This window comes from Providencia sp. PROV252 (genome assembly GCF_033676005.1).
In the GTDB taxonomy this organism is placed as follows: Bacteria; Pseudomonadota; Gammaproteobacteria; order Enterobacterales; family Enterobacteriaceae; genus Providencia; species Providencia vermicola.
The window spans coordinates 2,684,688-2,709,898 of record NZ_CP096294.1; the positions used below are offsets into that span (position 1 = coordinate 2,684,688).

The following is a 25,211-nucleotide window of genomic DNA, read 5'->3' on the forward strand; positions in this document are numbered from 1 at the left end:
GGTTAGCGATCCACATCCGACATTACAAAATCGATACTACCCAGATAGACGATTAAGTCCGAAACTAAACTACCTCTGATCACCGAAGGAATTTGCTGTAAGTGCTCATAACTCGGAGTACGAATACGTGTGCGGTAGCTCATCGTGCTGCCATCACTGGTCAGGTAGTAGCTGTTAATACCCTTCGTGGCTTCAACCATCTGGAATGATTCATTCGCAGGCATCACAGGGCCCCAAGACACTTGCAAGAAGTGGTTGATCAGGGTTTCAATGTGCTGCAACGTACGCTCTTTTGGTGGCGGTGTCGTCAATGGATGGTCGGCTTTGAATGGGCCTTCTGGCATATTCTTGTAGCATTGCTCAAGAATACGGATACTCTGGCGCATCTCTTCCACTTTGATCATCACACGGTCATAACAGTCACCGTTGTGTGCGATAGGAATATCGAATTCAAAGTTTTCGTAGCCTGAATATGGACGCCATTTACGCACGTCGAAATCAACGCCTGTTGCACGTAAACCTGCACCTGTTACCCCCCAAGCTAGAGCCTCTTCTTTGTTGTACATTGCTGTACCAATTGAACGGCCTTTTAAGATGGAGTTTTTCAGTGCTGACGTGACATAAGATTCTAAACGTTTTGGCAGCCAGTCGAGTAACTCACGCAGCAGTTTTTCCCAACCACGCGGTAAATCGTGTGCAACACCACCGATACGGAACCATGCTGGGTGCATACGGAAACCCGTGATCGCTTCAATCACGTTATACACTTTTTGGCGGTCAGTAAACGCAAAGAATACAGGCGTCATTGCACCGACGTCTTGGATATACGTACTGATATACAGCAAGTGGCTGTTGATACGGAATAGCTCAGACAGCATGACACGAATGGTCTTCACGCGATCAGGCACTTCGATGCCAGCCAGTTTTTCAACGGCTAACACGTATGGCATTTCATTCACACAACCGCCGAGATACTCGATGCGGTCAGTGTATGGAATGTAGCTGTGCCATGACTGGCGTTCACCCATTTTCTCAGCACCACGATGGTGGTAGCCGATATCTGGCACACAGTCGATAATTTCTTCACCATCAAGTTGCAGTACGATACGGAACGCACCGTGTGATGATGGGTGGTTAGGCCCTAAGTTCAGGAACATGAAATCTTCGTTTTCATTTCCACGCGCCATGCCCCACTCTTCTGGTTTGAAAGTCAATGCTTCCATTTCCAGATCTTGTTTCTGTTTCGTCAGAACAAAGGGGTCGAACTCAGTTGCACGCGCAGGGTAATCCTTACGCAGTGGGTGACCTTCCCAGTTTGGTGACATCAGCAAGCGACGCAGATTTGGGTGACCTTGAAAGGTGATCCCAAACATATCCCACACTTCACGCTCATGCCAACTCGCATTCGGGAACAGTGAAACCACAGAAGGCACGTTTAAGTCTTTCTCATTGAGAGCGACTTTTAACATGATATCGCGGTTACGGTCGATGGAGATGATGTGGTAGAAAACACTAAAGTCTGCCTCTGGCAGACCTTGACGGTGAATTCGTTGACGTTCATCTACCCCGTGTAAGTCAAATAACATGACATACGGTTTCGGTAATTTTTTCAGGAAATCGACAACTTCCAGTAATTGTTCACGACGAACCCATATCACTGGCATACCAGTGCGGGTTGCTTGAACAGAAAAGGCATCCGGCCCAAATTGATTGCGCAGTTCCAGAAGCACAGGGTCATTTAAATGATCCTGCGTCTGCCATCCTGGCTGGGTACTACTCGCTTGCGCTATCTGATCTGTCATCATTCTTCACCATAACGCTTGATCAGGTTTATTATTTCGCAACAACATTGCTCTGTTACGCTGTATGGCTTTAAGCCTTAAATTTCGTCTGGTGTACGCAGGTTAGTCACTGCGATACGTTCACCATGCTTTCTTTCTCTTTCTGATTGCATATTGGCACGGTAAACCCCTTGGTCTCCAACGACCCAAGAGAGCGGACGACGCTCTTTACCGATAGATTCTTGCAACAGAAGCAGAGCCTGCATATAGGCTTCTGGGCGTGGTGGACAACCTGGGATATACACATCTACAGGGATAAATTTATCGACGCCTTGTACCACAGAATAAATGTCATACATGCCACCAGAGTTGGCACATGAACCCATGGAAATAACCCATTTTGGTTCGAGCATTTGGTCATACAGACGTTGAATAACAGGCGCCATTTTTGTGAAACAGGTTCCCGCAACAACCATGAAGTCGGCTTGACGAGGTGAAGCACGAAGTACTTCCGCACCAAAACGGGCTACGTCATGAACAGCCGTGAACGAAGTCACCATTTCTACATAGCAACATGAAAGACCAAAGTTATATGGCCATAGAGAGTTTTTGCGCCCCCAGTTAACCACATCATGAAGTGCATGAGAAAGTTTCCCCATGTACACACTGTTTTCAACTTGCTGCTCCAGAGGATCTGTTACGATTTCCTGGGTTTGCAGTGGGTAACGGTCGTTCTCACCGTTCGGATCTATGCGGGTGAGCGTATAATCCATTGTATAATGCCTCGCTTTTTACTGCGGATGACGATTGCTGATTTTAATAACTTCACTAGGATGCTTCACTTTTCCGCGGGAACGGACTGGAGTCCAATCCAATGCTCCTACGCGAACCAGATAAAACAATCCCGCCAACAATACCAAAATAAAGATCGCGGCTTCGATGAAACCAACCCAACCCGCTTCGCGGATGGCAACTGACCATGCAAATAAGAACATGGCTTCAACATCGAAGATAACGAAGAACATGGCGACTAAGTAGAACTTAGCAGACATACGAAGACGTGCACTACCGACCGAATCAAGACCTGACTCGTAAGGAACATGTTTTGTTCTGGCTTTGGCGCGGCTACCTAAGAAGTGACCTGCGACCAACATGAAAGCACAAAGACCGATAGTGCCGATAAGGAATATCGCAAACGCCCAGTTATGGGCTAACGCTAGGATTGATGTAGACATACTCGTTGCTTACTCATTACTTATGGTGCGTAAACTGCTCTTTTTTACAACACGGCAGTATTGCACCACAATTGCCCAGTTAATCGAGAAGAAAGACCAAAAATCATCACCAAACATAAATCAGTCTGATGACTGCGTTTGGTTTGTCCTCTCTCATTACAATTTACTTTACCCAAATTAGGTAAAATAACCCGTATTTGTTACAAAAATCTCACATACAAAAAACATTAAAATAACAAAAAGTACTCATGATCTGCTAAAACGTGTCAGTGTAATGAAACACAAGTAAACACTCAAACTAGTTTAACTGATTATTCGTTTTTACTACACTATTATCGCAGGAAAAACCTGTCTTAACAGATGAAAAATTGCGCTTTTTATTTGATCTAACGCACAGATTTATTGAAAAAGTACTCAATTTGTTTACATGACGTTCAATTTTACTTTAAGAACATGTAACGCTTTTTTACTCAACAGTTTCACTAACCCGCTGACAATCCAGTGCTATTTTATCAATTCAGCAAAAAAAGATTGTTAATAGCGTAACAAGTTGTTAACTAAAAAATGAAATTCAGGTTCTGCCAACTACATCACAATTATTTCATGGTCTTCAACATTTAACCATACTTATTAAGTGGTTAATTGCAGGTTTTGTGTACTGAAATCGATAAAAAAATGATAAATTTGAACTTGATAACGATTTCTCAAAACCATCGCTCAATATTTATACCTTGTTTTAAAATGATTTCTTATACTCTCTCCCCAATATTGAAAATTTAACACATCAGTATTAAATAATCGTTTCAGTTACGAAGCATCTTACTCTGTAGATAGATGCATCCAAAAAAGAATGGCATTTCCCCTAGCTTATCATGGTTATACTTTCCCCTAGTAAATATCACTTTAGTCGATATATTTCTTTGAATTGAGCCGCTCATTGCATTTGCGTAAAATAATTAGATTGCAAATATTTTATCCACACTTTTTTTTATACAAATTTTTGATATAAAAAAAACGGCATTCCTAAAAAATAGGAATTACCGTTTTATTCGTTGTATACTCGCGTATATTAACAGTCAGTTAATATCACCTGAAACGATTAATTATTCATTTCGCTCCCATCAGCAAGTTCACTTGCCGATGCAGCAACATAAGGAATTTTTTTGTTTTCAATGGCGCTAAAGACGGTCAAAACAAAATCTTTCTGCTCATCTGCATTCTTATATAGCCAATATTGAATATCAGGCAAACGCGGCAAACCATCTGTTTCATTTAAAATACGTAAATCCGCATTTTGCATTTCCATTGGGCGTGCAGTCACCCCGACTTCCGCTGTTACTGCAGCACGTACTGCAGGTAGCGACGCGGCTTCATAGGCGATGTGCCATGGTAATCCTGCGTCATCCAATGCTTGCGTGCAAAGTTTGCGGTATGGGTTAGTTTCATCCATTACAACTAATGGGATCGGCTCGTTATGACGTAATTGGAAATCAGGCGAGCTATGCCATAGCACTGGCACGGTTCTTAATGCCGTTTTTGGGTGATGGCTAATACGCGCTGTTGTTAATGCTAAATCGATTTCATGGTTATCCAGCATTGATTCAATAAATTGAGCACGCTTAATGCGAACTTCAACCGCAATGCGTGGGTACACAGAAGCGATACGATTTAGCAAAAATGGCAAAAGGATATCAACAGTGTCATCAGATGCACCGATACGTAATTCGCCTTCAGCATCGTTATAGGTTAATGATGCTGTTGCATCATCATTAGCACGCAAGATTTGTCGTGCATAACCCAGTAATTGTAAACCATGTGCTGTGAGGAGTTTATTACGCCCATGACGAGCGAAAAGCTCACGGCCAACAAGTTGCTCTAAACGCTGCATCTGCTGGCTTACCGCAGATTGCGTTCTACACACTGCTGCAGCCGCAGCTGCGAATGTATTTAGATCAGCGACTGCAACAAACGTACGCAGCAAGTCCAGATCTAAGTTCATGATGGGACGATTGGAATTTATCATCGTTCATTCTCTTATATAATATTTATGTTACCTGGTGTTCTGCTCTCCTCCATGAGAATCAGCGATATAATTTAATACTACTCATCTAGTGCATCTCTAATCCTTAGATTTGCAATGACTACTCATTATTTTATCTAGTTATAACCAACCCGTTATTAACGAATAACATCAATGCTGGTATAAACAGGGTACTGCCAATCAATCAAAAATAGTGTTAACAAAAAGTGTATTCTCTTACAGAATCTGATTAAAGAAACGCTTTATAAAGTACCGCTAAATAGTAACATATTTAATGTAATCGCAATTATTTTAATGTAAGCACATTATAAAATTCATTTCACTATTTTTTTACGCTCTTAAATTTCAATGCGTTATGTATTTTAAGTATATGTTTAATTAAAAATTATTGAGCAAAACAATCAATATTACTAACAAAAACGGTCAAAAAAATATAAAAAAAGGGCAATATGCAGTGAAATTTATGACTAAACTAACGAATCTAGGCTTAATATTACATTTTGATACAATTTTTTAGTTCAACTGTTATTTTTCCTTTTTTTTTATATTTACACACCAAAAGACACGATATTATCGAGATATAAATCCAACATAAGTGTGTTAATTGAAATATTAAACCAACATAAAAAAGATAATAAGATGTCAAACATCACATTTATACTTTAACCAACCTTTTACACCAAAAATAACCTTGCATCTTCAAAAGCTTCTGAGGGAGGAGTACAGTAAGACAATAAAGCCGGCCCCCCTACCAATGCAATCCCGTTAGGGTAATGAGAGAACAATGAATAATCTAACTAAATCCAGCAAGCTCGATAATGTCTGCTATGACATCCGTGGGCCCGTATTAAAAGAAGCAAAACGCTTAGAAGAGGAAGGTAATAAAGTCCTCAAGCTGAACATTGGTAACCCGGCACCGTTTGGCTTTGAAGCACCTGATGAAATTCTTGTGGATGTTTTACGCAATTTACCAAGTTCCCAAGGCTATTGTGACTCCAAAGGGCTCTATTCTGCTCGTAAAGCCATCGTCCAACATTACCAAGCTCGTGGTATTCACGAAATGACAGTAGAAGATGTTTACATCGGCAACGGTGTATCTGAACTTATTGTCCAAGCGATGCAAGCACTGCTTAATAATGGCGATGAAATGTTAGTCCCAGCCCCTGACTACCCACTTTGGACTGCAGCGGTTTCGCTTTCTGGCGGGAAAGCGGTGCACTATATGTGTGATGAGCAACAAGGCTGGATGCCAGATATTGAGGACATTCGTAGCAAAATCACTCCAAGAACTCGTGGTATTGTGGTCATTAATCCCAATAACCCAACAGGTGCTGTATATAGCAAAGATTTGCTATTAGAGATTGTTGAACTGGCTCGTCAACACAATCTAATTATCTATGCTGATGAAATTTATGATAAAATTCTTTATGATGATGCAGTTCATCACTCTATTGCGGCATTAGCACCTGACTTATTAACAATTACATTCAATGGGCTATCAAAAACCTATCGTGTTGCAGGTTTCCGACAAGGTTGGATGGTACTTAATGGCCCGAAAAAACATGCAAAAAGCTATATTGAAGGCTTAGAAATGCTAGCCTCAATGCGTTTATGTGCCAATGTGCCGATGCAACATGCCATTCAAACTGCACTGGGTGGTTACCAAAGTATTAGTGAATTTATTCAACCAGGTGGGCGTTTATATGAGCAGCGTAACCGTGCGTGGGAACTCATTAACCAAATTCCAGGTGTATCTTGTGTGAAGCCACAAGGCGCACTGTATATGTTCCCCAAAATTGATATTAAGCGTTTTAATATCCATGATGACCAAAAAATGATCCTTGACTTGCTGTTGCAAGAAAAAGTGTTATTAGTCCAAGGTACAGCATTTAACTGGCCAGAACCCGATCATTTTAGGATCGTGACCTTACCTTATGCTGACGATCTTGAAATGGCAATTAATAAATTTGGCCGCTTCCTTGAAGGCTATCGTCAATAACATCTTATTTAGATTATCTATTATTAATAAAGCCTCCAAATTCGGAGGCTTTATTAATTCAAAGTGTAATCATCATTAAATGAATGTGTTATTTTGATTATCAAATAATGGAAATAATATATATCGCAACCAGGAAAAAGCCTAAAAGTATGAAAGGAAAGTATTTCATAATATTCCTTGAAGATTTACTTAGTGAATCTCCATTATAAATATTAATATAGGCAAATCAAATTAAAATATACACAACTAAATAGTTTATCTAAGATATCTCACAGATTGACCATCAAACATAGAATGGCGTTTTACACGTCTTAATTTTTCGGAGCAACTTACTGACTCAGAAAAAGAAATGTACGCCGTTTTCGTATCACCATTAACGCCTATAACTGCAACGTCTTTGTCCGAAGCAGTAATGGAACATGAGAAATAGCCATCAGTCTCATAAACCTCATCATCAATAGTGATTACAATCACTTTCCACATATTTTTAAATGGAAACAAGTTGGTTTAATAATAAAAGTGAAAAACATTTTCTTCTTTTTCACCATGGCTTATATTATTAACAGCCCCTCCGTTTTTTCTATATTATCTGCACTGTGCATAACTATAATCGACTTGATTTTGTTACCCCAATAGTTTTCTATAGAAACAAAACCTTTTTGCCCGCGTTCGTTATTAGCCATATTAACCCCTTTATTATCTAATATCACCTTCATCAAAATTAGATAATAAGTCATCGATTTTTTAATTAAACATTATTTTTCAATAGAGCTAATTATCGTTATTTTGATTTACTTTAAATAATAACTTGGCATAAATACATATCCCTCCGAGCCTATACGCGTTATAATTTACCCATTGTATAGCACTGTTTATGAGGACTTATGAGCTACTTTTTTGCACACCTTGCTAGAATGAAACTAATTCACCGTTGGCCACTCATGCGTAATGTCCGAACGGAAAATGTCTCCGAACACAGCTTACAAGTTGCGATGGTTGCTCATGCACTTGCCATCATTAAGAATAAAAAATTTGGGGGTAATGTTGATGCATCTCGTATTGCTTTACTTGCCATGTACCACGATGCAAGTGAAGTTATTACTGGAGATTTGCCTACGCCTATCAAATACCATAATCAACAAATTGCCTATGAATACAAAAAAATAGAAAAATTTGCCCAACAAAAGCTGTTGGATATGCTACCTGATGAGCTTCAAGATGACTTCAGGGAGTTAATTATTGAAGACTTACAATCTGAAGAAGAACATTTTATTGTTAAGCAAGCAGATTCCCTGTGTGCTTATTTAAAATGTTTGGAAGAGTTGTCTGCGGGAAATAGCGAATTTAAATTGGCCAAAAAGCGCCTTGAAAAAATGCTAGCAGAAAGAAAAAGCCCTGAAATGGATTATTTTATGGAAAAATTTGTTCCAGGTTTTACGCTTTCGTTAGATGAAATTAGCAATTAATATATAAGTAGTATGTTATATCTACTTATATATCTGTTAATTTACCAATCTAAAAACTGTAGGCTAGATCTAACTTCACCTTATAAAATAGCTTAACCAACTTTGTTTAACTTTACACTACAACCTATCATTGTAGAGAATGCAACATACAATGTTTTTGCATCCCCATTAACGCCTAATATTACAAACTCAGAATCATCAATGGAGATAGTACAACGTAAAGGCTCTTTAGTTTCATAAACCGCCCCACTCTTAGTTACAAGTTTTATTGACCAAAAATCATATGAATCTATTGTAGCTCGCTCAAATAATATGGTAAATATTCTTTTCAGTTCAGTCCTATCTGGAATGTCATAAACTGTCTTTGAGGTATTTAATTTTTTGGTTACATCAAAATAACCAGAAACAAAGTGAGTTAATTCAACACTTGATAACTCTTCCCCCCAATAGTTTTCAAAATCACAGTAACCGTAAGTAAAACGCTCATCTCCCCACGATTCATTTTGACTCATTTCATTATCCTATAATTGATATGTAGTGAGTTGAAGAGAATATCAGTAGAGAATTCACTTTTAAAAGATATTAAATATTATAAATTTATTATTTTTAATATCAAAAGGGCTCTATTATATTTAGAGCCCTTTATTGAAGTTATTTTTATATTGACTTAAAACGGAAATAGTATTGGAATAACCGCAATACTGATAAACATCACAATAATCGTAAACGGTACACCAATTTTTAAGAAGTCAGAAAACTTATATCCCCCAGGGCCAAGCACTAAGGTATTAACGGGTGATGAAACGGGAGTCATAAATGCAGCAGATGCTGCGATACCAATTACCATTGCAAATGGTAAAGGGGATACCTCCATTTGCCGTGCAGCAGCAATCGCAATAGGGGCCATAAGGACTGCCGTGGCAGTATTAGAGATAAACAACCCAATAGTGGCACACAGAATAAATAAACACAGTAACATCACATGTGGGCCTAACCCCCCTGCGACCTTCATTAGGCCATCAACCGCAAGGGCAATACCGCCCGTTTCTTGCAAAGCAATAGCAAACGGCATCATACCGACGATTAAAATAATACTTGGCCAGTGAATAGATTTGTACGCGCTTTCCATGTCAATACAGCGGAATTTACCCATCAGTAAACAAGCTATCAAAGCTGCAATAAAATTTGGGATCTCATTGGTTACCATCATGGCAACCATCAGTGCGAGACAAAACAAGGCATGTGGTGCTTGTGACGCAGCTGGCGCAACGGCTTCAACCTCAGCAGCCAAATTTAGCACAATAAAATTACGTGGTTTTGTCGATAAGATACGAATGAGTTTCCAATCACCGATCACCAACAAAATATCACCAAGGCGTAGAGGCTCATCCACTAACTTGCCATCTAATGCCTTACCATCACGGCGAATACCCACCACGTTCAAGCCGTATCGTGTACGAAACTTAATGTCTCGTAAACTTTTTCCCAGTAACTCAGAGTCTGGGTTCATAGAAACTTCCGCCATCCCCACATCACGGGACTGGTCAGAGAAATAGTCTCCACGTAAAATCATTGGCTCAAGCAATTGTTCACTGCAAAACAGGCGTAAATCGTCATCACTTACAGAAATATCGACCAATAAAACATCTCGTTCACGTAGTTCTGTTCCGCCCGTTGCGCTGACCATCACACGGCGAAATTTCCGCCAGCGCTCAATACCCACCACGTTAGCTTCATAACGTGAACGTAAATGGAGTTCATCAAGGGTATGGCCAATCAACGGTGAACCTTTACGGATAGCTAAGCGGCGTGCACGGCCTGTCAGCTTATAATCACGAATTAAATCACGGAAGGTACGGCGGTAGCGTTCAGGAAGTTTATCAGGCTCATTACTGCCCAACCAGCGACGTGTTAACCACATATAGGCAATACCTGCCAGCAAAATAAGAATACCAATAGGGGTAATTGAGAAAAATTGAAAGCCTTTGATGCCTTCGCGTACTAACTCACTATTTACGACCATGTTAGGTGGCGTCGCGACTAGGGTCATCATGCCACTGATTAGCCCTGCAAAGCCTAGTGGCATCATTAATCTACCTGGCGATGTTTTCATTCTCGCAGCAACACTCAACACGACAGGAATAAAAATGGCAACAACACCTGTCGAGCTCATAAAGGCACCGAGCCCAGCGACTGTCAGCATCAAAAACACTAACATTTTGCTCTCGCTACTTCCTGCAACGCGAACAAGCCAATCCCCCATTTGATATGCGATCCCTGTACGAACGAGACCATCACCAATAACGAACAATGCCGCTATCAATAACACGTTCGGATCAGCAAAGCCTGATGTCGCTTGTTCTAATGTTAAGGTGTCGCTGAGCACAAACGCAACAATCACCAGTAATGCCACCACATCCATGCGGATTTTATTCGTGGTAAAAAGAACGACCGCTATCAGTAGGAGGGTTAATACCCACAGCAATTCTCCGTTCAAAATATCCCCTTTCGACGAAAAAAAACATTGCTAAAGATTTTCTTTAGTTAACCACGTTTTACGGAGAATTTCTTTGATTAGATCACGATTAAGGTAACTTTGACACTAAAAGTTCATAATCCCCATTAATGTCTGGTCCCATAACAGAAATTTGCTCTAACGAACTGACAATTACATCAATTTCATTACGACGCGGTAAGCTTTCTGGAGCATGGACTGCGACCACTTGGCAACCAGCACTAAGTGCGGAATGAATGCCTGCTTGGGCATCTTCGAAGGCAATGCAGGATTTTTCAGGCAATGAAAGTGCTTTAGCCCCTAACATAAACGGTTCTGGATCAGGCTTACCTTTGGACACTTTTTCAAATGTTACCCAATGTTTTGGCTCAGGCAGTCCCGCCGCTTGTTGGCGGCCATGAGCAATTGGCACTGTCCCCGATGTGACAATTGCCCACGGAGCTCCAATTTCATTTAAACGTGACAGCAAGGCAATCGCACCAGGTAGGGCCACAACGCCCTCCACATCTTCACTTTCCATTTTTTCTAACCAGCGAAAATACCCCATAATTTCTTCATCACTCGCCTCGGGTAAAAAGTGACGCAAACTAGTTAACGCGGGTTTTCCATGGATAAAATTAATGACTTCGGCCGAGTCTACACCAATTCGTTCGCCAAACTTACACCAACAGCGCTCAACCACTGCCAAGGAATCTGCCAATGTGCCATCTAAATCAAATAGAAACCCTTTTGCCTTTAATTTCACGTCTACCCCTTTATTTGCTATTCACATAATAATTGAATCGATTCTGGTCCATTAGTTAACGCTAAATGGGCACATACACGCAACCTCAATATTAAAAATAATTAAGAATTGATACTAAGGCTTAGATTTGAATGCGTGTGAGAAGTAAAAATCATGAGAAAAGAATGAAATTTGGCGTTCTAAATTATCCGCGTTGTCGCTAAGCGATAAAGTGAAGTATGACGAGATTGCTCTAAGGAGTTTGTGCTGTAGCTAGGCGGCAAGCGTGCTAATCCCTAGGAGCATACATGAGTATGTGACTAGGGTTAGTGTGTGAAGTCAACACCGCTACAGCCCAAAATACGACGAGCAAATATGCTCTAAATTATTCGCGTTGTCGCTAGGCAACCAGAGAGGATATCTCGGGGAGCATACAAAAGTATGTGACCCGAGTAGCCGGACGCAGTCAACACCGCTACAGCCCAAAATACGACGAGCAAATATGCTCTAAATTATTCGCGTTGTCGCTAGGCGACCAGAGAGGATATCTCGGGGAGCATACACTAGTATGTGACCCGAGTAGCCGAACGCAGTCAACACCGCTACAGCCCAAAATACGACGAGCAAATATGCTCTAAATTATTCGCGTTGTCGCTAGGCGACCAGAGAGGATATCTCGGGGAGCATACAAAAGTATGTGACCCGAGTAGCCGAACGCAGTCAACACCGCTACAGCCCAAAATACGACGAGCAAATATGCTCTAAATTATTCGCGTTGTCGCTAGGCGACCAGAGAGGATATCTCGGGGAGCATACAAAAGTATGTGACCCGAGTAGCCGAACGCAGTCAACACCGCTACAGCCCAAAATACGACGAGCAAATACGCTCTAAATTATTCGCGTTGTCGCTAGGCGACCAGAGAGGATATCTCGGGGAGCATACAAAAGTATGTGACCCGAGTAGCCGAACGCAGTCAACAACGCGACAGCGCGAAGAATGACGAGCATTAGGCGTTTAAGATCTGGGAAATCTCCACCGCTGATAGATGATACTGCCTTGGACACGCATGCCAAATCGACAACATTCGCACATATTTCTCCCACATTGGCGTTTGTGAGTTGAACCCATGAGTTCCGCTATCAAAATGGGTATAACGCCCTTCTGTGTTCACCATAAAACGCACATAGCTTAAATAGCGTGCTTCTGTTGCTGCATCAAAACCTAAAAATTGGACTCGGCGACCATCAATATCTTGTTTTTCAGGCAAATTACTGTAGGAAACTTGCAGTGCATGGTACATCTCCATAATTTCAATCACTGTGCGACACGTTTCTTCGCTTAAATGGCCGAAATCTCTGTCTAGCTCACGCATCTGTAACCCAAAACCGCGTTCAATAATCGTTTGCAGGCGGCGATAACGTTCCGCGTTATCTGGGTCTAACATTGTCATCATTTTGTATTGATTTGATAAAATCAGGCGTTGGGCATTCGTCATTTCCATCACAGCTCTCCTACAGAAAAGTATGGCTTATCTTCGCACTCAACCCACATCTAAGACAGTGAAAACATCGCTTTTATTGATCTAAACACGCTTTTTGTATTACTTATTGTTAAATCTAGCTTTTAACAATAACTGTACAGCCATTTTTTGCTAAACATCTTCCATAAAAGAGCGATCTAATTGGTTAAATGCACGCTTAAGAAGGTCAGCCAACGCCATATAATCAGGCTGTTGTTCAACAGGTGCCATTGCTATTCCAGCCGCCGTAAATTTATCACGGATCTCATAAAACCAGCTCAGCAAGCCAGATGGCAATGGTGTAGACGCACGTTTCCCTAACCACCACAACCCTTGCATTGGTAAACTGCAAGCAAATAATGCGGTTGCGATGGCGGGGCCAAGCTGCCCACCTAAAGCGATTTGCCAGGCGAGCGTGAAAATAGCAATGGGTGGCATAAAGCGAATACCAAAACGTACCGCTTTATTAATTCTGATTTCAGGGAAGATAGGTGACAGTTTTTTTTCCATAGGAAAAATTTTCAGATAGCGATTGCCTAATCTGAAACGTTTAAAAAAACCTGGAGGTGTATTTTGCAATGTACTCATGAATCGTTTCCTATGCACTTCTAAAACTGACTAGCTGCCGTTAAGCTTACGCCATTGTGAACAAGAACGCACACTTAAGTTAAACAAATTATTTTATTCAATTTACCTTAAGATAAGCGACTTTCATTAAAATCAGCTATTCTAATAAATACCTAACTTCGTGCTATAACTACACTTTATACGACACTTATGATTTTAATCAATCAAACGACCTATTTTTAAAAAAAACGTATAAAATATAAAATATTTTTAGTAGAATCTGCCACATTTAGAATTGCTGTTGAATTTGTTACTTTATCGCTTTATCCATCTTTTTAATAAAAAGATAGACAACAGTTATATATTGGGGTTTTGGTCGTTATTTCAACACCAGATGCGAAGTTTTCTTTTATATTGCACTTTGCACAAAAGAGTAACGATAGCTTTATAAAACCCTTGAAGATTACCAAGATCTTTAACTTTTTCGCCTTTAACATGATATCAATCATGATGTTTCAGGTCATAAATACGCTAGGCTCTAACACGCCATATTTTTATATCTGAGTCTTTTTCATGTTTTTTAAAGGCTTCACAACAACAATTAACGATAGGTATTTCCATGTCAAGTAAGCTGGTACTGGTTCTAAACTGCGGTAGCTCCTCACTGAAATTCGCCATCATCGATCCAACTAACGGTGACGAGTTTTTATCCGGTTTAGCTGAGTGTTTCAATCTCCCTGAAGCCCGTATTAAATGGAAAATGGATGGTGCTAAAAAGGAAGCTCCTTTAGGTGCTGGTGCGGCGCATAGCGAAGCATTGAATTTCATTGTTAACACCATTCTTGCTGAAAAACCTGAGTTGTCAGCGCAAATTACATCGATCGGTCACCGTATTGTTCACGGCGGCGAGAAATTCACCTCTTCTGTTTTAATCACTGACGACGTGATTGAAGGTATTGAAGCGGCAATCCCATTTGCTCCACTGCATAACCCTGCTCACCTAATTGGTATTGAAGAGGCAAGAAAATCATTCCCTCATCTGATCAACAAAAACGTGGCTGTATTTGACACCGCGTTCCATCAGACAATGCCACAAGAAGCCTATCTGTATGCCCTGCCATACGAATTGTATTCTGAACATAGCATCCGCCGTTACGGCGCACACGGCACAAGCCATTTCTATGTTTCTCGTGAAGCGGCGAAAAAACTCAACAAACCTGTTGAAGAATTAAACGTTATCACTTGCCATTTAGGCAACGGCGGTTCTGTCACTGCGATTGTTAACGGTCAATGTGTTGATACCTCTATGGGCTTAACCCCATTAGAAGGCTTAGTCATGGGAACACGTAGTGGTGATATCGACCCTGCCATCATTTTCCATTTACATGACGCTTTAGGCATGAGTGTTGATCAAATCAACAAAATGCTGACTAAAGAATCTGGCTTATTAGGCTTAACTGGTGTAACAAGCGATTGTCGCTATGTTGAAGACAACTATGGCACAAAAGAAGATGCAACCCGTGCAATGGACGTTTTCTGCCACCGTTTAGCGAAATACGTTGGTGCATACAGTGCACTGATGGAAGGCCGTCTTGATGCTATCATCTTCACAGGTGGTATTGGTGAAAACTCCGCACAAGTTCGTGAAATTACCCTGAAGAAACTGGCTATCCTTGGTTTCGAATATGACCACGAACGTAACTTAGCGGCACGCTTCGGCAAAGAAGGTTTAATCACTACCGATAACAGCCGTCCAGCGCTGGTTATCGCAACCAATGAAGAGTTGGTTATCGCTCAAGATACTGCGCGTTTAACCGCATAAGAAACTTCTACCGCCAGCAAATGCTGGCGGTATCGTTTTGTCATTAGAGTAACCGAAATAAAGAGGTTCCCGTGTCACGTACAATTATGTTAATACCTACCGGCACCAGCGTTGGCTTAACAAGCGTTAGCCTAGGTGTCGTTCGCTCAATGGAACAAAAAGGTGTTCAATTAAGCGTTTTCAAACCTATCGCACAGCCCCGCATCTCTGGCAATAAAGACCAAACTACTGAAGTTCTGCGCTCCCATTCAAGTATTACGACCATTGTTGAACCACTGACCATGGAATACGTTGAATCACTGCTGACATCATCTAAAAAAGACGTATTAATGGAAGAGATCGTGGCTCGTTACCATGATCATACTAAAAATGCGGAAGTGATTTTAATTGAAGGCTTAGTGCCAACGCGTAAACACTCTTTTGCTCAGTCATTAAACTATGAGATAGCCAAAACGTTAGGCGCTGAAATTGTTTTTGTTACTGCGACGGGCAACAGCTCAATCACTCAAATGCAAGAGCGTTTAGAGCTGGTTCGTAACGAATTTGGTGGTCAACGTAATAAAAATATTATCGGTGTTATCATTAATAAAGTGAATGCACCCGTTGATGAACAAGGCCGCACTCGCCCTGACCTATCTGAAATCTTTGATGATTCAACCAAAGCAACCGTTGCAAATCTCGATCCTAAGCAACTTTCTGCGCTAAATCTGCCTGTGCTCGCGTCTATTCCATGGAACTTCGATTTAATCGCCACGCGTGCAATCGACATGGCAAAACACTTAGGTGCGGAGATTGTTAACGAAGGTGAAATCAAAACTCGCCGCGTTAAATCTGTCACATTTTGTGCGCGTAGCATCCCGCACATGCTTGAGCACTTCCGTCCAGGCTCACTGTTAGTGACCTCTGCTGACCGCCCTGACGTACTGGTTTCAGCATCTTTAGCGGCAATGAACGGTGTTGAAATTGGTGCGGTTCTGTTAACGGGTGGCTACAACATCGATGCCCCTATTCGTCAACTGTGCGAACAAGCATTCGAAACTGGCTTACCTGTCTTCATGGTGAAAAGCAACACATGGCAGACCTCCCTAAATCTACAAAGCTTCAGCTTAGAAGTACCTGCGGATGACCATGAACGTATCGAAAAAATTCAAAACTACGTGGCTCGCCATATTAGTAGCGACTGGATTGAATCTTTAGTAGCTGACTCTGAACGTCCAAACCGTTTGTCACCACCAGCGTTCCGCTACCAATTAACCGAATTAGCACGCAAAGCGGGCAAACGTATCGTTCTGCCTGAAGGTGATGAACCTCGTACGGTTAAAGCAGCGTCTATCTGTGCTGAACGCGGTATCGCAACGTGTGTTCTGTTAGGCAACCCTGACGATATCCGCCGTGTTGCTGCTGCACAGGGTATTGAATTAGGTACGGGTATTGAAATCGTTGACCCAGTTAAGGTTCGTGAAGAATACGTTGCACGCCTTGTTGAGCTGCGTAAGAGCAAAGGCATGACCGAAGTTGTTGCTCGTGAACAACTTGAAGATAACGTGGTTCTCGGTACATTGATGCTCGAAAAAGGCGAAGTAGATGGCTTAGTTTCAGGTGCAGTGCATACCACCGCCAATACTATCCGTCCACCGCTTCAGTTGATCAAAACTGCGCCAGGTAGCTCACTGGTTTCATCGGTGTTCTTTATGTTGTTACCTGAGCAAGTCTTTGTTTATGGTGACTGTGCAATCAACCCAGATCCAACCGCTGAGCAATTATCTGAAATCGCTATCCAATCTGCGGATTCTGCAAAAGCGTTTGGTATCGACCCGCGTGTTGCAATGATCTCTTACTCAACAGGTGATTCAGGCGCAGGTAGTGATGTTGAAAAAGTGCGTGAAGCAACCCGTTTAGCGCAAGAAAAACGCCCTGACCTGATGATTGATGGTCCATTGCAGTATGATGCAGCGGTAATGGCTGACGTGGCGAAATCGAAAGCGCCTAACTCCCCTGTTGCAGGTAAAGCAACGGTGTTTATCTTCCCTGATCTGAACACGGGTAACACCACCTATAAAGCGGTACAACGTTCGGCTGACCTCGTATCAATCGGCCCAATGCTGCAAGGTATGCGTAAACCAGTCAATGACTTGTCTCGTGGGGCATTAGTTGATGATATCGTTTATACCGTTGCGTTAACCGCTATCCAAGCAGTACAAAACGAAAACGCATAGTTAATCAATTATTGCGATGAATGCCAGCCAGTGTCACTGACTGGCATTTTTTATTATATTAATAAACTAACAATAATCTCTCTTAGCCAATTCAACGCGTTATCTGCATCACTTCGTTCATGCCAAATCATTTGAAAATCAAGAGGCGAAATAGCAATCGGCGGTTCAAATATCACACAGTGTTCATCTATTTTCTGTGAAAAAATCTTTTGAGCGATAGTTAAGATGAGATCTGTACCTACAATAAGTTGTGGAGCAACTTGCCAATAAGGTACTGTTATAGCGACACGCCTATGCTGATTTAAGCGTTTTAATTGCAAATCCACCTCGTTTGTATCAAACGGTTTCATACTCACTGCAACATGCGGATAAGATAACCATTCGTTCAGCTCCATCATTCCATTTGGGCAAATTGATTTATCTGCCACACTCACCATTTTATCTTGGAAAACAGACTGTGCACGTAGTGTATTATCTAGCGCATTAAACACGCCAAATGCTAAATCTAAACTCCCTTCTAGCAACTTGTTTTGCATTTCTTCTCGGCTACAATGCCAAATTTTCAAATCCACATCAGGTGCATGTAATCGCAGATAATGCGTAAGCGGTTGTGCAATTATTGCCGCACCATAATCTGACAGCGCAATATTAAACCGTCGATGGCACAAAGCAGGCTGAAAGTCTTGCTGAGTAATCAAGTAGTCCAACTGTTCCAATGCCTGTGCTAATGGCCCATATAATGATTCCGCTTTACTGGTTAATTGATACTGCCCCTGCCGGCGCACCAAAAGTGGGTCTTGAAATAATTCACGAAGCTGATTCAAAGTATGACTAACTGCGGGCTGGCTTTTATATAAAGCCTCCGCAGCACGGCTAACATGACGTTCTCGCAATAGTACCAATAAGGTAACTAATTGATTCACATCTAATCTTCTTAAGTTATTCATCTGGCGAATATCACCTTATAAAAATGTTCATTTCCTAATCAGTTCCCCGCTCATTAAGCTTATCTTAAATCAATCATATTCCCCTGTTAACTTTGAGGTTTATATGTCTACACTTTCATTATCTGGAATTATTTTAGCTTTAGCTGCTCTATTTGCAGGGGTTGTCGTCCCGATTCAAGCTGCAAGTAACGCCGTATTAGCCCGCCATTTGGGGCATCCGCTTTGGGCGAGTGCCATTTCACTGATTATCAGTATTATCGTTCTTATTCCACTATTATTTGTTTTTAAAGTGCCAAAACCCAATTTTAGCGTTGAACTATTCAGCCAACCTATTTGGATCTGGTTTGGTGGGATAGCCGGTATGATTTACCTCACTTCGGCATTGATTTTAGTTCCTAAGATTGGCAGTACGACCTTCTTTGTTATGGTAATTGCAGGGCAATTAATCATTTCGGCTTTGATAGAGCACTTCGGCTGGTTTGGTATGCCACAAAATCCAATACCGTTCGGTAAAATATTCGGCATAGGTTTGGTCATTGCTGGCGTATTGTGTGTTCAGCTGTCTCGTAAATAATTGGCATAAAAATACCCGCATAAAGCGGGTATTTATTTTAGGTTGGTGTCGTAATATTACTTTTTATGGGTAAATAACGACACCACCACCGCAACAATAATATTCAGAATAAATGCAGCAATACCGATATTCATAAAACTCAGTTGTTCCCCTAACCAAGGGAACAATTGTGCTAACGAAATTTTCTCGATATAGGTTACCGCGAGAAATAAAACCCCCGCTGAAATCCCACAGATAGCTCCCGCTGGCGTCATTGGGTTTTGCTGTTTAAAACTCATCAATAACGCAGGGAAAAATTGCGCCACAATATTTACACCGAGCAGCATAATTGCCACTAACGTGTCATTGCTATGAAAAATAAAGTACAAACTTACTAATGCCACTAATGGCACCATATAGCGCGCATAGACACCAGACTGACGCTTTTCTTCACTTGCACCCACCGCTTTTTGTACCACGCCCGCCAACATATTGGAGGTCGTTAGTAGTAGCATCGAACCTGGCACTAAGGCAGTTAACATCCCTGCTGCACCGATAAAACCAACAACAACAGGTGAAAACGTCTCTTTCGATATTTCAAATAGTGATAAATCCACTGCTGAACCTTCAAGGTGTGGAATTTGCAATATCGCCGCATAACCAACAAAAAAGGCAAAAAGCATAATTAAGCTATACGCTGGAATTAAAATACTATTTCGCTTAAGTGATTTTTCATCCTTAGCGGTAAATACCGCCGCCATATAGTGAGGCCAGCAAAAATAGGCCACGACAGATAGGAATATTGTGGAAATATACCAAGGAATATTCAGCCCTGTTTTTGGGAAGGTTAAGAAGCTCGGCATGGCGGTATCAATGGCTTTAAACATATCACCAAAGCTGCCGTAATAATGCAACGGAATATAAATCCCAATAAACACCACAACAATTAAGATCATTAAATCTTTTAGTGCGGATGTCCAAGCTGACCCATGTATACCTGAAATCATCACAAACAGCGTAACAGCAATAATACCAATCCAAATCGCCATATCTGCAGGGATCGCACCATAAGACGCTTGTGAAACAATAATACCAAGACCTTTCAATTGGAGCACAAATAATGGCACCATTGCCGCAATAGAAATTAGGCTAATTAACAACCCAAGCCCTTGGCTATTATATTTCTTGGTAAATAATTCAGAGATAGTCCTAACATCGTTATCTTTTGCAAAGCGCCAGACCCGCGGATGCACCCAATATAAAAATATCCCCATAAACGCATTTACAGCCAAGGTGTAGAGGATTGCGGGGCCTTTACCATATGCCCAACCACTTCCCCCCAGAAACGTAAAGGTGGTGTAGATTTCCCCTGCACTCAGTAAGAAAACGAGCAGTGCCCCGTAGCTTCGCCCCCCCACAGACCATCCTTCATGATCCATGGTTTTTCCCTTTTTCGCTCTAATCGCCAAATAAATGCTGAAAAGGAAAAATACCGTAATAATAATTAATGCGGAACTCATGACGTTTCCTTAAGATTTTTATTGTCTAACACATTAATTAATAACATGATAAGTGCTGTCACGATCACCCATGCCACAATCCAAAACATCAAAAAAGGTAACCCCATTACAAAGGGCTCAACCTCATTGGCATAATAAATTCCAACGGTTAATGCCAATACAGGGAAAATAACGAGGTAGTGATACCATCTCATAAAGAATCCTTATTTTTATTATTCGAAAGAAATCAATTCACGAGGTAAATAACTTAACATTTCAACACCCTCTTCTGTAATCAGTAACATGTCTTCAATCATAATTCCACCAACACCAATACCGTAGTAAGGTGTTTCCAAACTCATGACCATCCCCGCGCGGAATACTTCGGTGGTTGCAGCACTGACAAAAGGCGCTTCTTCTAAACCAACAAACACGCCATCACCATGCCCTAAATGGCCACGATTATAGTGCGGTAAACCTGATGAGCGAATTAATGCCATGGTTTCGTTAAATACGTCACTCAACGCAACTCCTGGCGCAATACGGCTCAACATATATTGATGGCCTTTTAATATCGTTTGGTAAATCGCTCTCACCTTTTCATTGGGTTTACCTACCACAAAGGTACGTGCAATATCTGCACCGTATCCAGCAACATCCACACCACAATCAAACTTAATTAAGTCCCCTTCTTTTGCAGGCACATTCTCTGGCAACATTTTAGGTGAAAAATCACTTCCTACTGAAATTAAGTGAAAACGACTGTAATTGGTTTCAGGAAAGGACATTACTTTCGCTTTAAAAGCCGCGGTTAGTTCCGCGGATGTACAGCCAACACGAATGAGCTGGCTAGCTGCTTCAATGCCTGCCTCAGTAATTTGGGCTGATTTTCGCAGATGGTTAATCTCCCACTCACTTTTGATCATGCGTAATTCATTAAAAAGCGGTGAGGAATCAACTAAGTTTAGTTCTGGAATGACTTTGTCTAACCAGTTTTTACCCGTGTAGGTAATTTGGTTAAGCTCAATCGCAACAGGTTTGCCATACACCCCCGCCTCAGATAAAGCGTCTTTTAATAAATTAAAAATGGTTTCGATTGGGCTATTGATCGGCCTTGCTTTCACCACTTTGCCATTATCAGGGTTATAAGGGTCGTCAACATCCACCCAAATTGGAAAGGTTTTAATTTGCGCATTTGGCATTTGTAAGCTTAAGTTCGCGGCTTCAAACTCATTCATGATCACCAGTGATTTTACCGTGGGATCACGGAAGATCACGGCAATGGCAGAACCTGTCTGCCTAAAAGTATACATAAAGAAGCTTGCAAACCCTGTTAAATGATAAAAATTATCACCAACTGTGGCAATTAGCGCTTCAATGCCATCACGCTCCATAATTTCACGGGCTTTATTTGTTACGTTTTCAAGGTGTTGTTGCTTTAAAAGTGACTCGGTTTTTTGAATTGTCATTGTTGTTTTCTCAATCCGTCGTTCTGATCGCTAAATAAATTCACAATATGACGAGCGAAATAATAAGTTCGCTTATTATATCGAGAGTTGAAATGAATACATCGTGTAAGGTGTAAGTTGGATATAACTAATAGTTATATATTAGTCAAAAATTAACCTTGCTAGAGATTTGAATTTTGGTGAAAAAATGAAAAGGACTACAAAAAATAGCCCTTTTACGATTTAAAACTGGGGGATTATAAGTTTTCAGCACAAGTGATGGCTTTTTCGGACTCATTGTTACGAGTGAGCCATAAAGAAAGCGCTTTTAATGAATCAGGTGTAAATTCATCACAACGTGCGCTAATTTCTTTTGGTGTAAGCCAACTTACCTCAACCACTTCTGACTCTTGCAGTGCAAAAGGGCCATGGCTAACACAGCTAAATAGCCCACCCCACACGCGGCAATGCTCATCCTCGAAATAAAAATGACCATGCTCTGCAAATGGTACACCTGCGATACCCAGCTCCTCTTCCGCTTCACGTTTTGCTGAATCAAGAATATTTTCACCTTGGGTAACAACACCACCTGCTGTGGCATCTAAAAAACCAGGGTGGAAATCTTTAATATCCGTGCGTCGCTGGACTAAGATCTTCCCCATTCCATCGTGCACAACAATATACGTCGCACGATGCCGTAAGTTTTCAGCACGCATTTGGCTGCGGGTTGCCTGAGCAATAACGTTATTATCCTCATCGACAATATCGACCCATTCGACGACTTCGGTTTGTTGTTCCATCCTGTAAACCTTTTATAATTAAGCTAAAATAGCTTATGTCATAGACTGATTGCCACGACATGTCAGACAATACAACGATGCTTTTGACTCGCACTTAATCGTTGATCCTAGCCCAATTTGCATTTGGTTGCTATCACAAATAAGTACTTATTATCACAATGCTCATAGAGCTTTTAGCATTTTTAAGATAACGTAATCAAATCACACAATTTGTGCTCACAGATGCTATAGTTAAATTATAAAACCTATGGAAACATTGTTTTAGCGCGATAACTTGAACTTAGCAAGATATCAGTTAGCTAACTGAGTGCAGACAACAACGCTGCGGTTTGAATAATACGCGGGATCCATCTCCTAAATAGTTCAAATTACAGCTAGGCGTCAAACGAAGGCATCCTTAGGAGCATACACAAGTATGTGACTAGCGCGAATGAGCATAGTCAACAACGCTGCGGTTTGAATAACACACGGGATCCATCCCCTAAATAGTTCAAATTGCAGCTAGGCGTCAAACGAAGGCATCCTTAGGAGCATACACAAGTATGTGACTAGCGCGAATGAGCATAGTCAACAACGCTGCGGTTTGAATAACACACGGGATCCATCCCCTAAATAGTTCAAATTGCAGCTAGGCGTCAAACGAAGGCATCCTTAGGAGCATACATAAGTATGTGATTAAGGTAACTGAGTGCAGACAACAACGCTGCGGTTTGAATAACACACGGGATCCATCCCCTAAATAGTTCAAATTGCAGCTAGGCGTCAAACGAAGGCATCCTTAGGAGCATACATAAGTATGTGACTAAGGTAACTGAGTGCAGACAACAACGCTGCGGTTTGAAATATGACGGGGATGAGGAGCATACACAAGTATGTGACTTAAGGTACTGAGCGTAGTCAACAACGCTGCGGTTTGAAATATGACGGGGATTTTGAAATATGACGGGGATGGCAATGAAAATACTCATAACAGGCGGCACAGGGCTAATCGGTACCCCTTTAGTCCAAAAGTTAATCTCCCTTGACCATAAAGTCACCATATTGAGCCGTTCACCACAAAAAGTGTACAGTCATTTCTGTAAAGCTGTCGAATGCTGGACATCTTTAAACGACATCAATAACCTCAACGGCTTCGATGCTGTTATCAACTTAGCTGGTGAGCCCATTGCCGAAAAACGTTGGACTGATGAGCAGAAAAAGCGCCTTTGTGATAGCCGTTGGAAAATCACCCAACGACTGACCGAACTCATTATAGCTAGTGAAACGCCACCGTCTGTCTTTTTATCGGGCTCTGCTGTTGGCTACTATGGTGACCAAGGCCAAATTGTTGTCACTGAAGACGAACAACCTCATGATGAATTTACCCATCAACTTGCCCAGCATTGGGAAGCGCTTGCAGAAAATGCAGCTTCCGATAAAACACGTGTGTGTTTACTGCGTACAGGGCTTGTATTGTCCCCTAATGGTGGAGTCTTGGGTAAAATTTTGCCTATTTTCAAAATGGGTGCAGGTGGGCCAATAGGTCATGGTAAGCAATACATGCCTTGGATACATATCAACGATATGGTCAATGCTATTTATTTTTTACTCATGACGCCTGTGCTTTCAGGCCCTTTCAATATGACAGCGCCTTATCCTGTGCATAATGACCAATTCACGGCTATTTTAGGGGATGTCCTCAACCGCCCTTCTTTTGTTCGCACCCCCGCTTTTGTGATCAAAGCCATTTTAGGCGAATCTGCAGCCTTAGTATTGGGTGGGCAGCAAGCGATTCCTAAACGTTTAGAAGAAGCTGGATTTGAATTCGAATTTATCGAGTTAAAAATTGCATTAGAAGACTTATTGGTTCCCAAGGAAAACTAACCCCCTTTTAATGCTCCTAATAGCCTCATATCTCTACCATCTCGTAATATAAATATAACGGGATGGTTTCCACGCATTCCTATGAAAATGCTTGTGAGAATCATATTTAATTATATCCACTACATATATTAAATACAAAATCATTGATATTTGAAAGATACAAATAGAAAACATCATTATGGTATCTATTTATTAGATAAATTAAGGATGCCATA

21 protein-coding genes are annotated in these 25,211 nt (G+C 41.3%); 6 read left to right on the plus strand and 15 right to left on the minus strand.

Annotated elements, in window-relative coordinates; genetic code table 11:
• Positions 1 to 2: 2 nt before the first annotated feature.
• The 4 genes from nuoC to M1F05_RS12430 all read right to left on the minus strand — a co-directional run bounded on the left by nuoC (position 3) and on the right by M1F05_RS12430 (position 5,039).
• Positions 3 to 1,805, minus strand: a complete 1,803-nt coding sequence (gene nuoC / locus M1F05_RS12415; RefSeq protein WP_371006958.1) for an NADH-quinone oxidoreductase subunit C/D — start codon at positions 1,803 to 1,805, stop codon at positions 3 to 5.
• Between the two features lie 74 nt (positions 1,806 to 1,879).
• Complete coding sequence (locus M1F05_RS12420) at positions 1,880 to 2,554, minus strand: NuoB/complex I 20 kDa subunit family protein (RefSeq protein ID WP_004912254.1); 675 nt, start codon at positions 2,552 to 2,554, stop codon at positions 1,880 to 1,882.
• 18 nt (positions 2,555 to 2,572) lie between these two features.
• Entirely contained in the window at positions 2,573 to 3,016 is a 444-nt protein-coding gene (locus tag M1F05_RS12425) for an NADH-quinone oxidoreductase subunit A (protein WP_206082351.1), read from the minus strand.
• Between the two features lie 1,099 nt (positions 3,017 to 4,115).
• Positions 4,116 to 5,039: a LysR family transcriptional regulator gene (locus M1F05_RS12430; protein ID WP_206082352.1), complete on the minus strand. Its 924-nt coding sequence runs from the start codon at positions 5,037 to 5,039 to the stop codon at positions 4,116 to 4,118.
• An 802-nt stretch (positions 5,040 to 5,841) separates the two neighbouring features.
• Here M1F05_RS12430 and M1F05_RS12435 point away from each other — a divergent pair.
• Positions 5,842 to 7,056: a pyridoxal phosphate-dependent aminotransferase gene (locus M1F05_RS12435; protein ID WP_206082353.1), complete on the plus strand. Its 1,215-nt coding sequence runs from the start codon at positions 5,842 to 5,844 to the stop codon at positions 7,054 to 7,056.
• Between the two features lie 551 nt (positions 7,057 to 7,607).
• Here the strand turns inward: M1F05_RS12435 and M1F05_RS12440 are convergent.
• On the minus strand, positions 7,608 to 7,739 hold the full coding sequence (locus M1F05_RS12440) for a hypothetical protein (RefSeq protein WP_272516247.1): 132 nt from the start codon (positions 7,737 to 7,739) through the stop codon (positions 7,608 to 7,610).
• A gap of 201 nt (positions 7,740 to 7,940) precedes the next feature.
• Between M1F05_RS12440 and yfbR the strand changes: the two genes are divergently transcribed.
• Positions 7,941 to 8,522 (plus strand): 5'-deoxynucleotidase, encoded by a 582-nt coding sequence (gene yfbR, locus M1F05_RS12445; protein WP_206082354.1) that lies wholly within the window; start codon positions 7,941 to 7,943, stop codon positions 8,520 to 8,522.
• 92 nt (positions 8,523 to 8,614) lie between these two features.
• On the opposite strand, the gene M1F05_RS12450 is transcribed toward yfbR, so the two are convergent.
• From M1F05_RS12450 to yfbV, 5 genes are all read right to left on the minus strand, one after another.
• Entirely contained in the window at positions 8,615 to 9,034 is a 420-nt protein-coding gene (locus M1F05_RS12450) for a hypothetical protein (protein ID WP_206082355.1), read from the minus strand.
• 155 nt (positions 9,035 to 9,189) lie between these two features.
• On the minus strand, positions 9,190 to 11,019 hold the full coding sequence (locus M1F05_RS12455; protein ID WP_206082356.1) for an SLC13 family permease: 1,830 nt from the start codon (positions 11,017 to 11,019) through the stop codon (positions 9,190 to 9,192).
• A gap of 88 nt (positions 11,020 to 11,107) precedes the next feature.
• Entirely contained in the window at positions 11,108 to 11,782 is a 675-nt protein-coding gene (locus tag M1F05_RS12460) for a sugar phosphatase (protein WP_206082357.1), read from the minus strand.
• 986 nt (positions 11,783 to 12,768) lie between these two features.
• A complete protein-coding gene (locus tag M1F05_RS12465; protein WP_206082358.1) occupies positions 12,769 to 13,263 on the minus strand; it encodes a YfbU family protein in 495 nt (164 codons plus the stop codon).
• A 150-nt stretch (positions 13,264 to 13,413) separates the two neighbouring features.
• Positions 13,414 to 13,869: a terminus macrodomain insulation protein YfbV gene (gene yfbV, locus M1F05_RS12470; protein ID WP_206082359.1), complete on the minus strand. Its 456-nt coding sequence runs from the start codon at positions 13,867 to 13,869 to the stop codon at positions 13,414 to 13,416.
• Positions 13,870 to 14,467: 598 nt separating this feature from the next.
• On the opposite strand from yfbV, the gene ackA reads away from it, so the two are divergent.
• Together ackA and pta are read left to right on the plus strand one after the other, a co-directional pair.
• Positions 14,468 to 15,670 carry an acetate kinase gene (gene ackA / locus M1F05_RS12475; protein WP_206082360.1) on the plus strand — a complete coding sequence of 401 codons (1,203 nt, stop codon included), beginning with the start codon at positions 14,468 to 14,470 and terminating at the stop codon, positions 15,668 to 15,670.
• Positions 15,671 to 15,741: 71 nt separating this feature from the next.
• On the plus strand, positions 15,742 to 17,886 hold the full coding sequence (pta, locus tag M1F05_RS12480) for a phosphate acetyltransferase (RefSeq protein ID WP_206082361.1): 2,145 nt from the start codon (positions 15,742 to 15,744) through the stop codon (positions 17,884 to 17,886).
• 53 nt (positions 17,887 to 17,939) lie between these two features.
• Here pta and M1F05_RS12485 read toward each other — a convergent pair whose 3' ends face one another.
• Positions 17,940 to 18,833, minus strand: a complete 894-nt coding sequence (locus M1F05_RS12485) for a LysR family transcriptional regulator (protein ID WP_206082362.1) — start codon at positions 18,831 to 18,833, stop codon at positions 17,940 to 17,942.
• A gap of 103 nt (positions 18,834 to 18,936) precedes the next feature.
• On the opposite strand from M1F05_RS12485, the gene M1F05_RS12490 reads away from it, so the two are divergent.
• Positions 18,937 to 19,407, plus strand: a complete 471-nt coding sequence (locus M1F05_RS12490; protein ID WP_206082363.1) for a DMT family transporter — start codon at positions 18,937 to 18,939, stop codon at positions 19,405 to 19,407.
• A gap of 56 nt (positions 19,408 to 19,463) precedes the next feature.
• Here M1F05_RS12490 and M1F05_RS12495 read toward each other — a convergent pair whose 3' ends face one another.
• From M1F05_RS12495 to yfcD, 4 genes are all read right to left on the minus strand, one after another.
• Positions 19,464 to 20,906 (minus strand): sodium:solute symporter family protein, encoded by a 1,443-nt coding sequence (locus tag M1F05_RS12495; protein WP_206082364.1) that lies wholly within the window; start codon positions 20,904 to 20,906, stop codon positions 19,464 to 19,466.
• A complete protein-coding gene (locus M1F05_RS12500) occupies positions 20,903 to 21,100 on the minus strand; it encodes a DUF3311 domain-containing protein (RefSeq protein ID WP_206082365.1) in 198 nt (65 codons plus the stop codon). The genes M1F05_RS12495 and M1F05_RS12500 overlap by 4 nt, the downstream gene beginning before the upstream one ends.
• Before the next feature lie 18 nt (positions 21,101 to 21,118).
• The gene (locus M1F05_RS12505) at positions 21,119 to 22,354 is read right to left on the minus strand and encodes a M24 family metallopeptidase (protein WP_206082366.1); all 1,236 of its coding nucleotides are present in this window, start codon (positions 22,352 to 22,354) and stop codon (positions 21,119 to 21,121) included.
• 236 nt (positions 22,355 to 22,590) lie between these two features.
• The gene (gene yfcD, locus M1F05_RS12510; RefSeq protein WP_206082367.1) at positions 22,591 to 23,133 is read right to left on the minus strand and encodes an NUDIX hydrolase YfcD; all 543 of its coding nucleotides are present in this window, start codon (positions 23,131 to 23,133) and stop codon (positions 22,591 to 22,593) included.
• A gap of 954 nt (positions 23,134 to 24,087) precedes the next feature.
• On the opposite strand from yfcD, the gene M1F05_RS12515 reads away from it, so the two are divergent.
• Positions 24,088 to 24,996, plus strand: a complete 909-nt coding sequence (locus M1F05_RS12515; RefSeq protein ID WP_206082368.1) for a TIGR01777 family oxidoreductase — start codon at positions 24,088 to 24,090, stop codon at positions 24,994 to 24,996.
• The last annotated feature ends 215 nt before the right edge of the window (positions 24,997 to 25,211 follow it).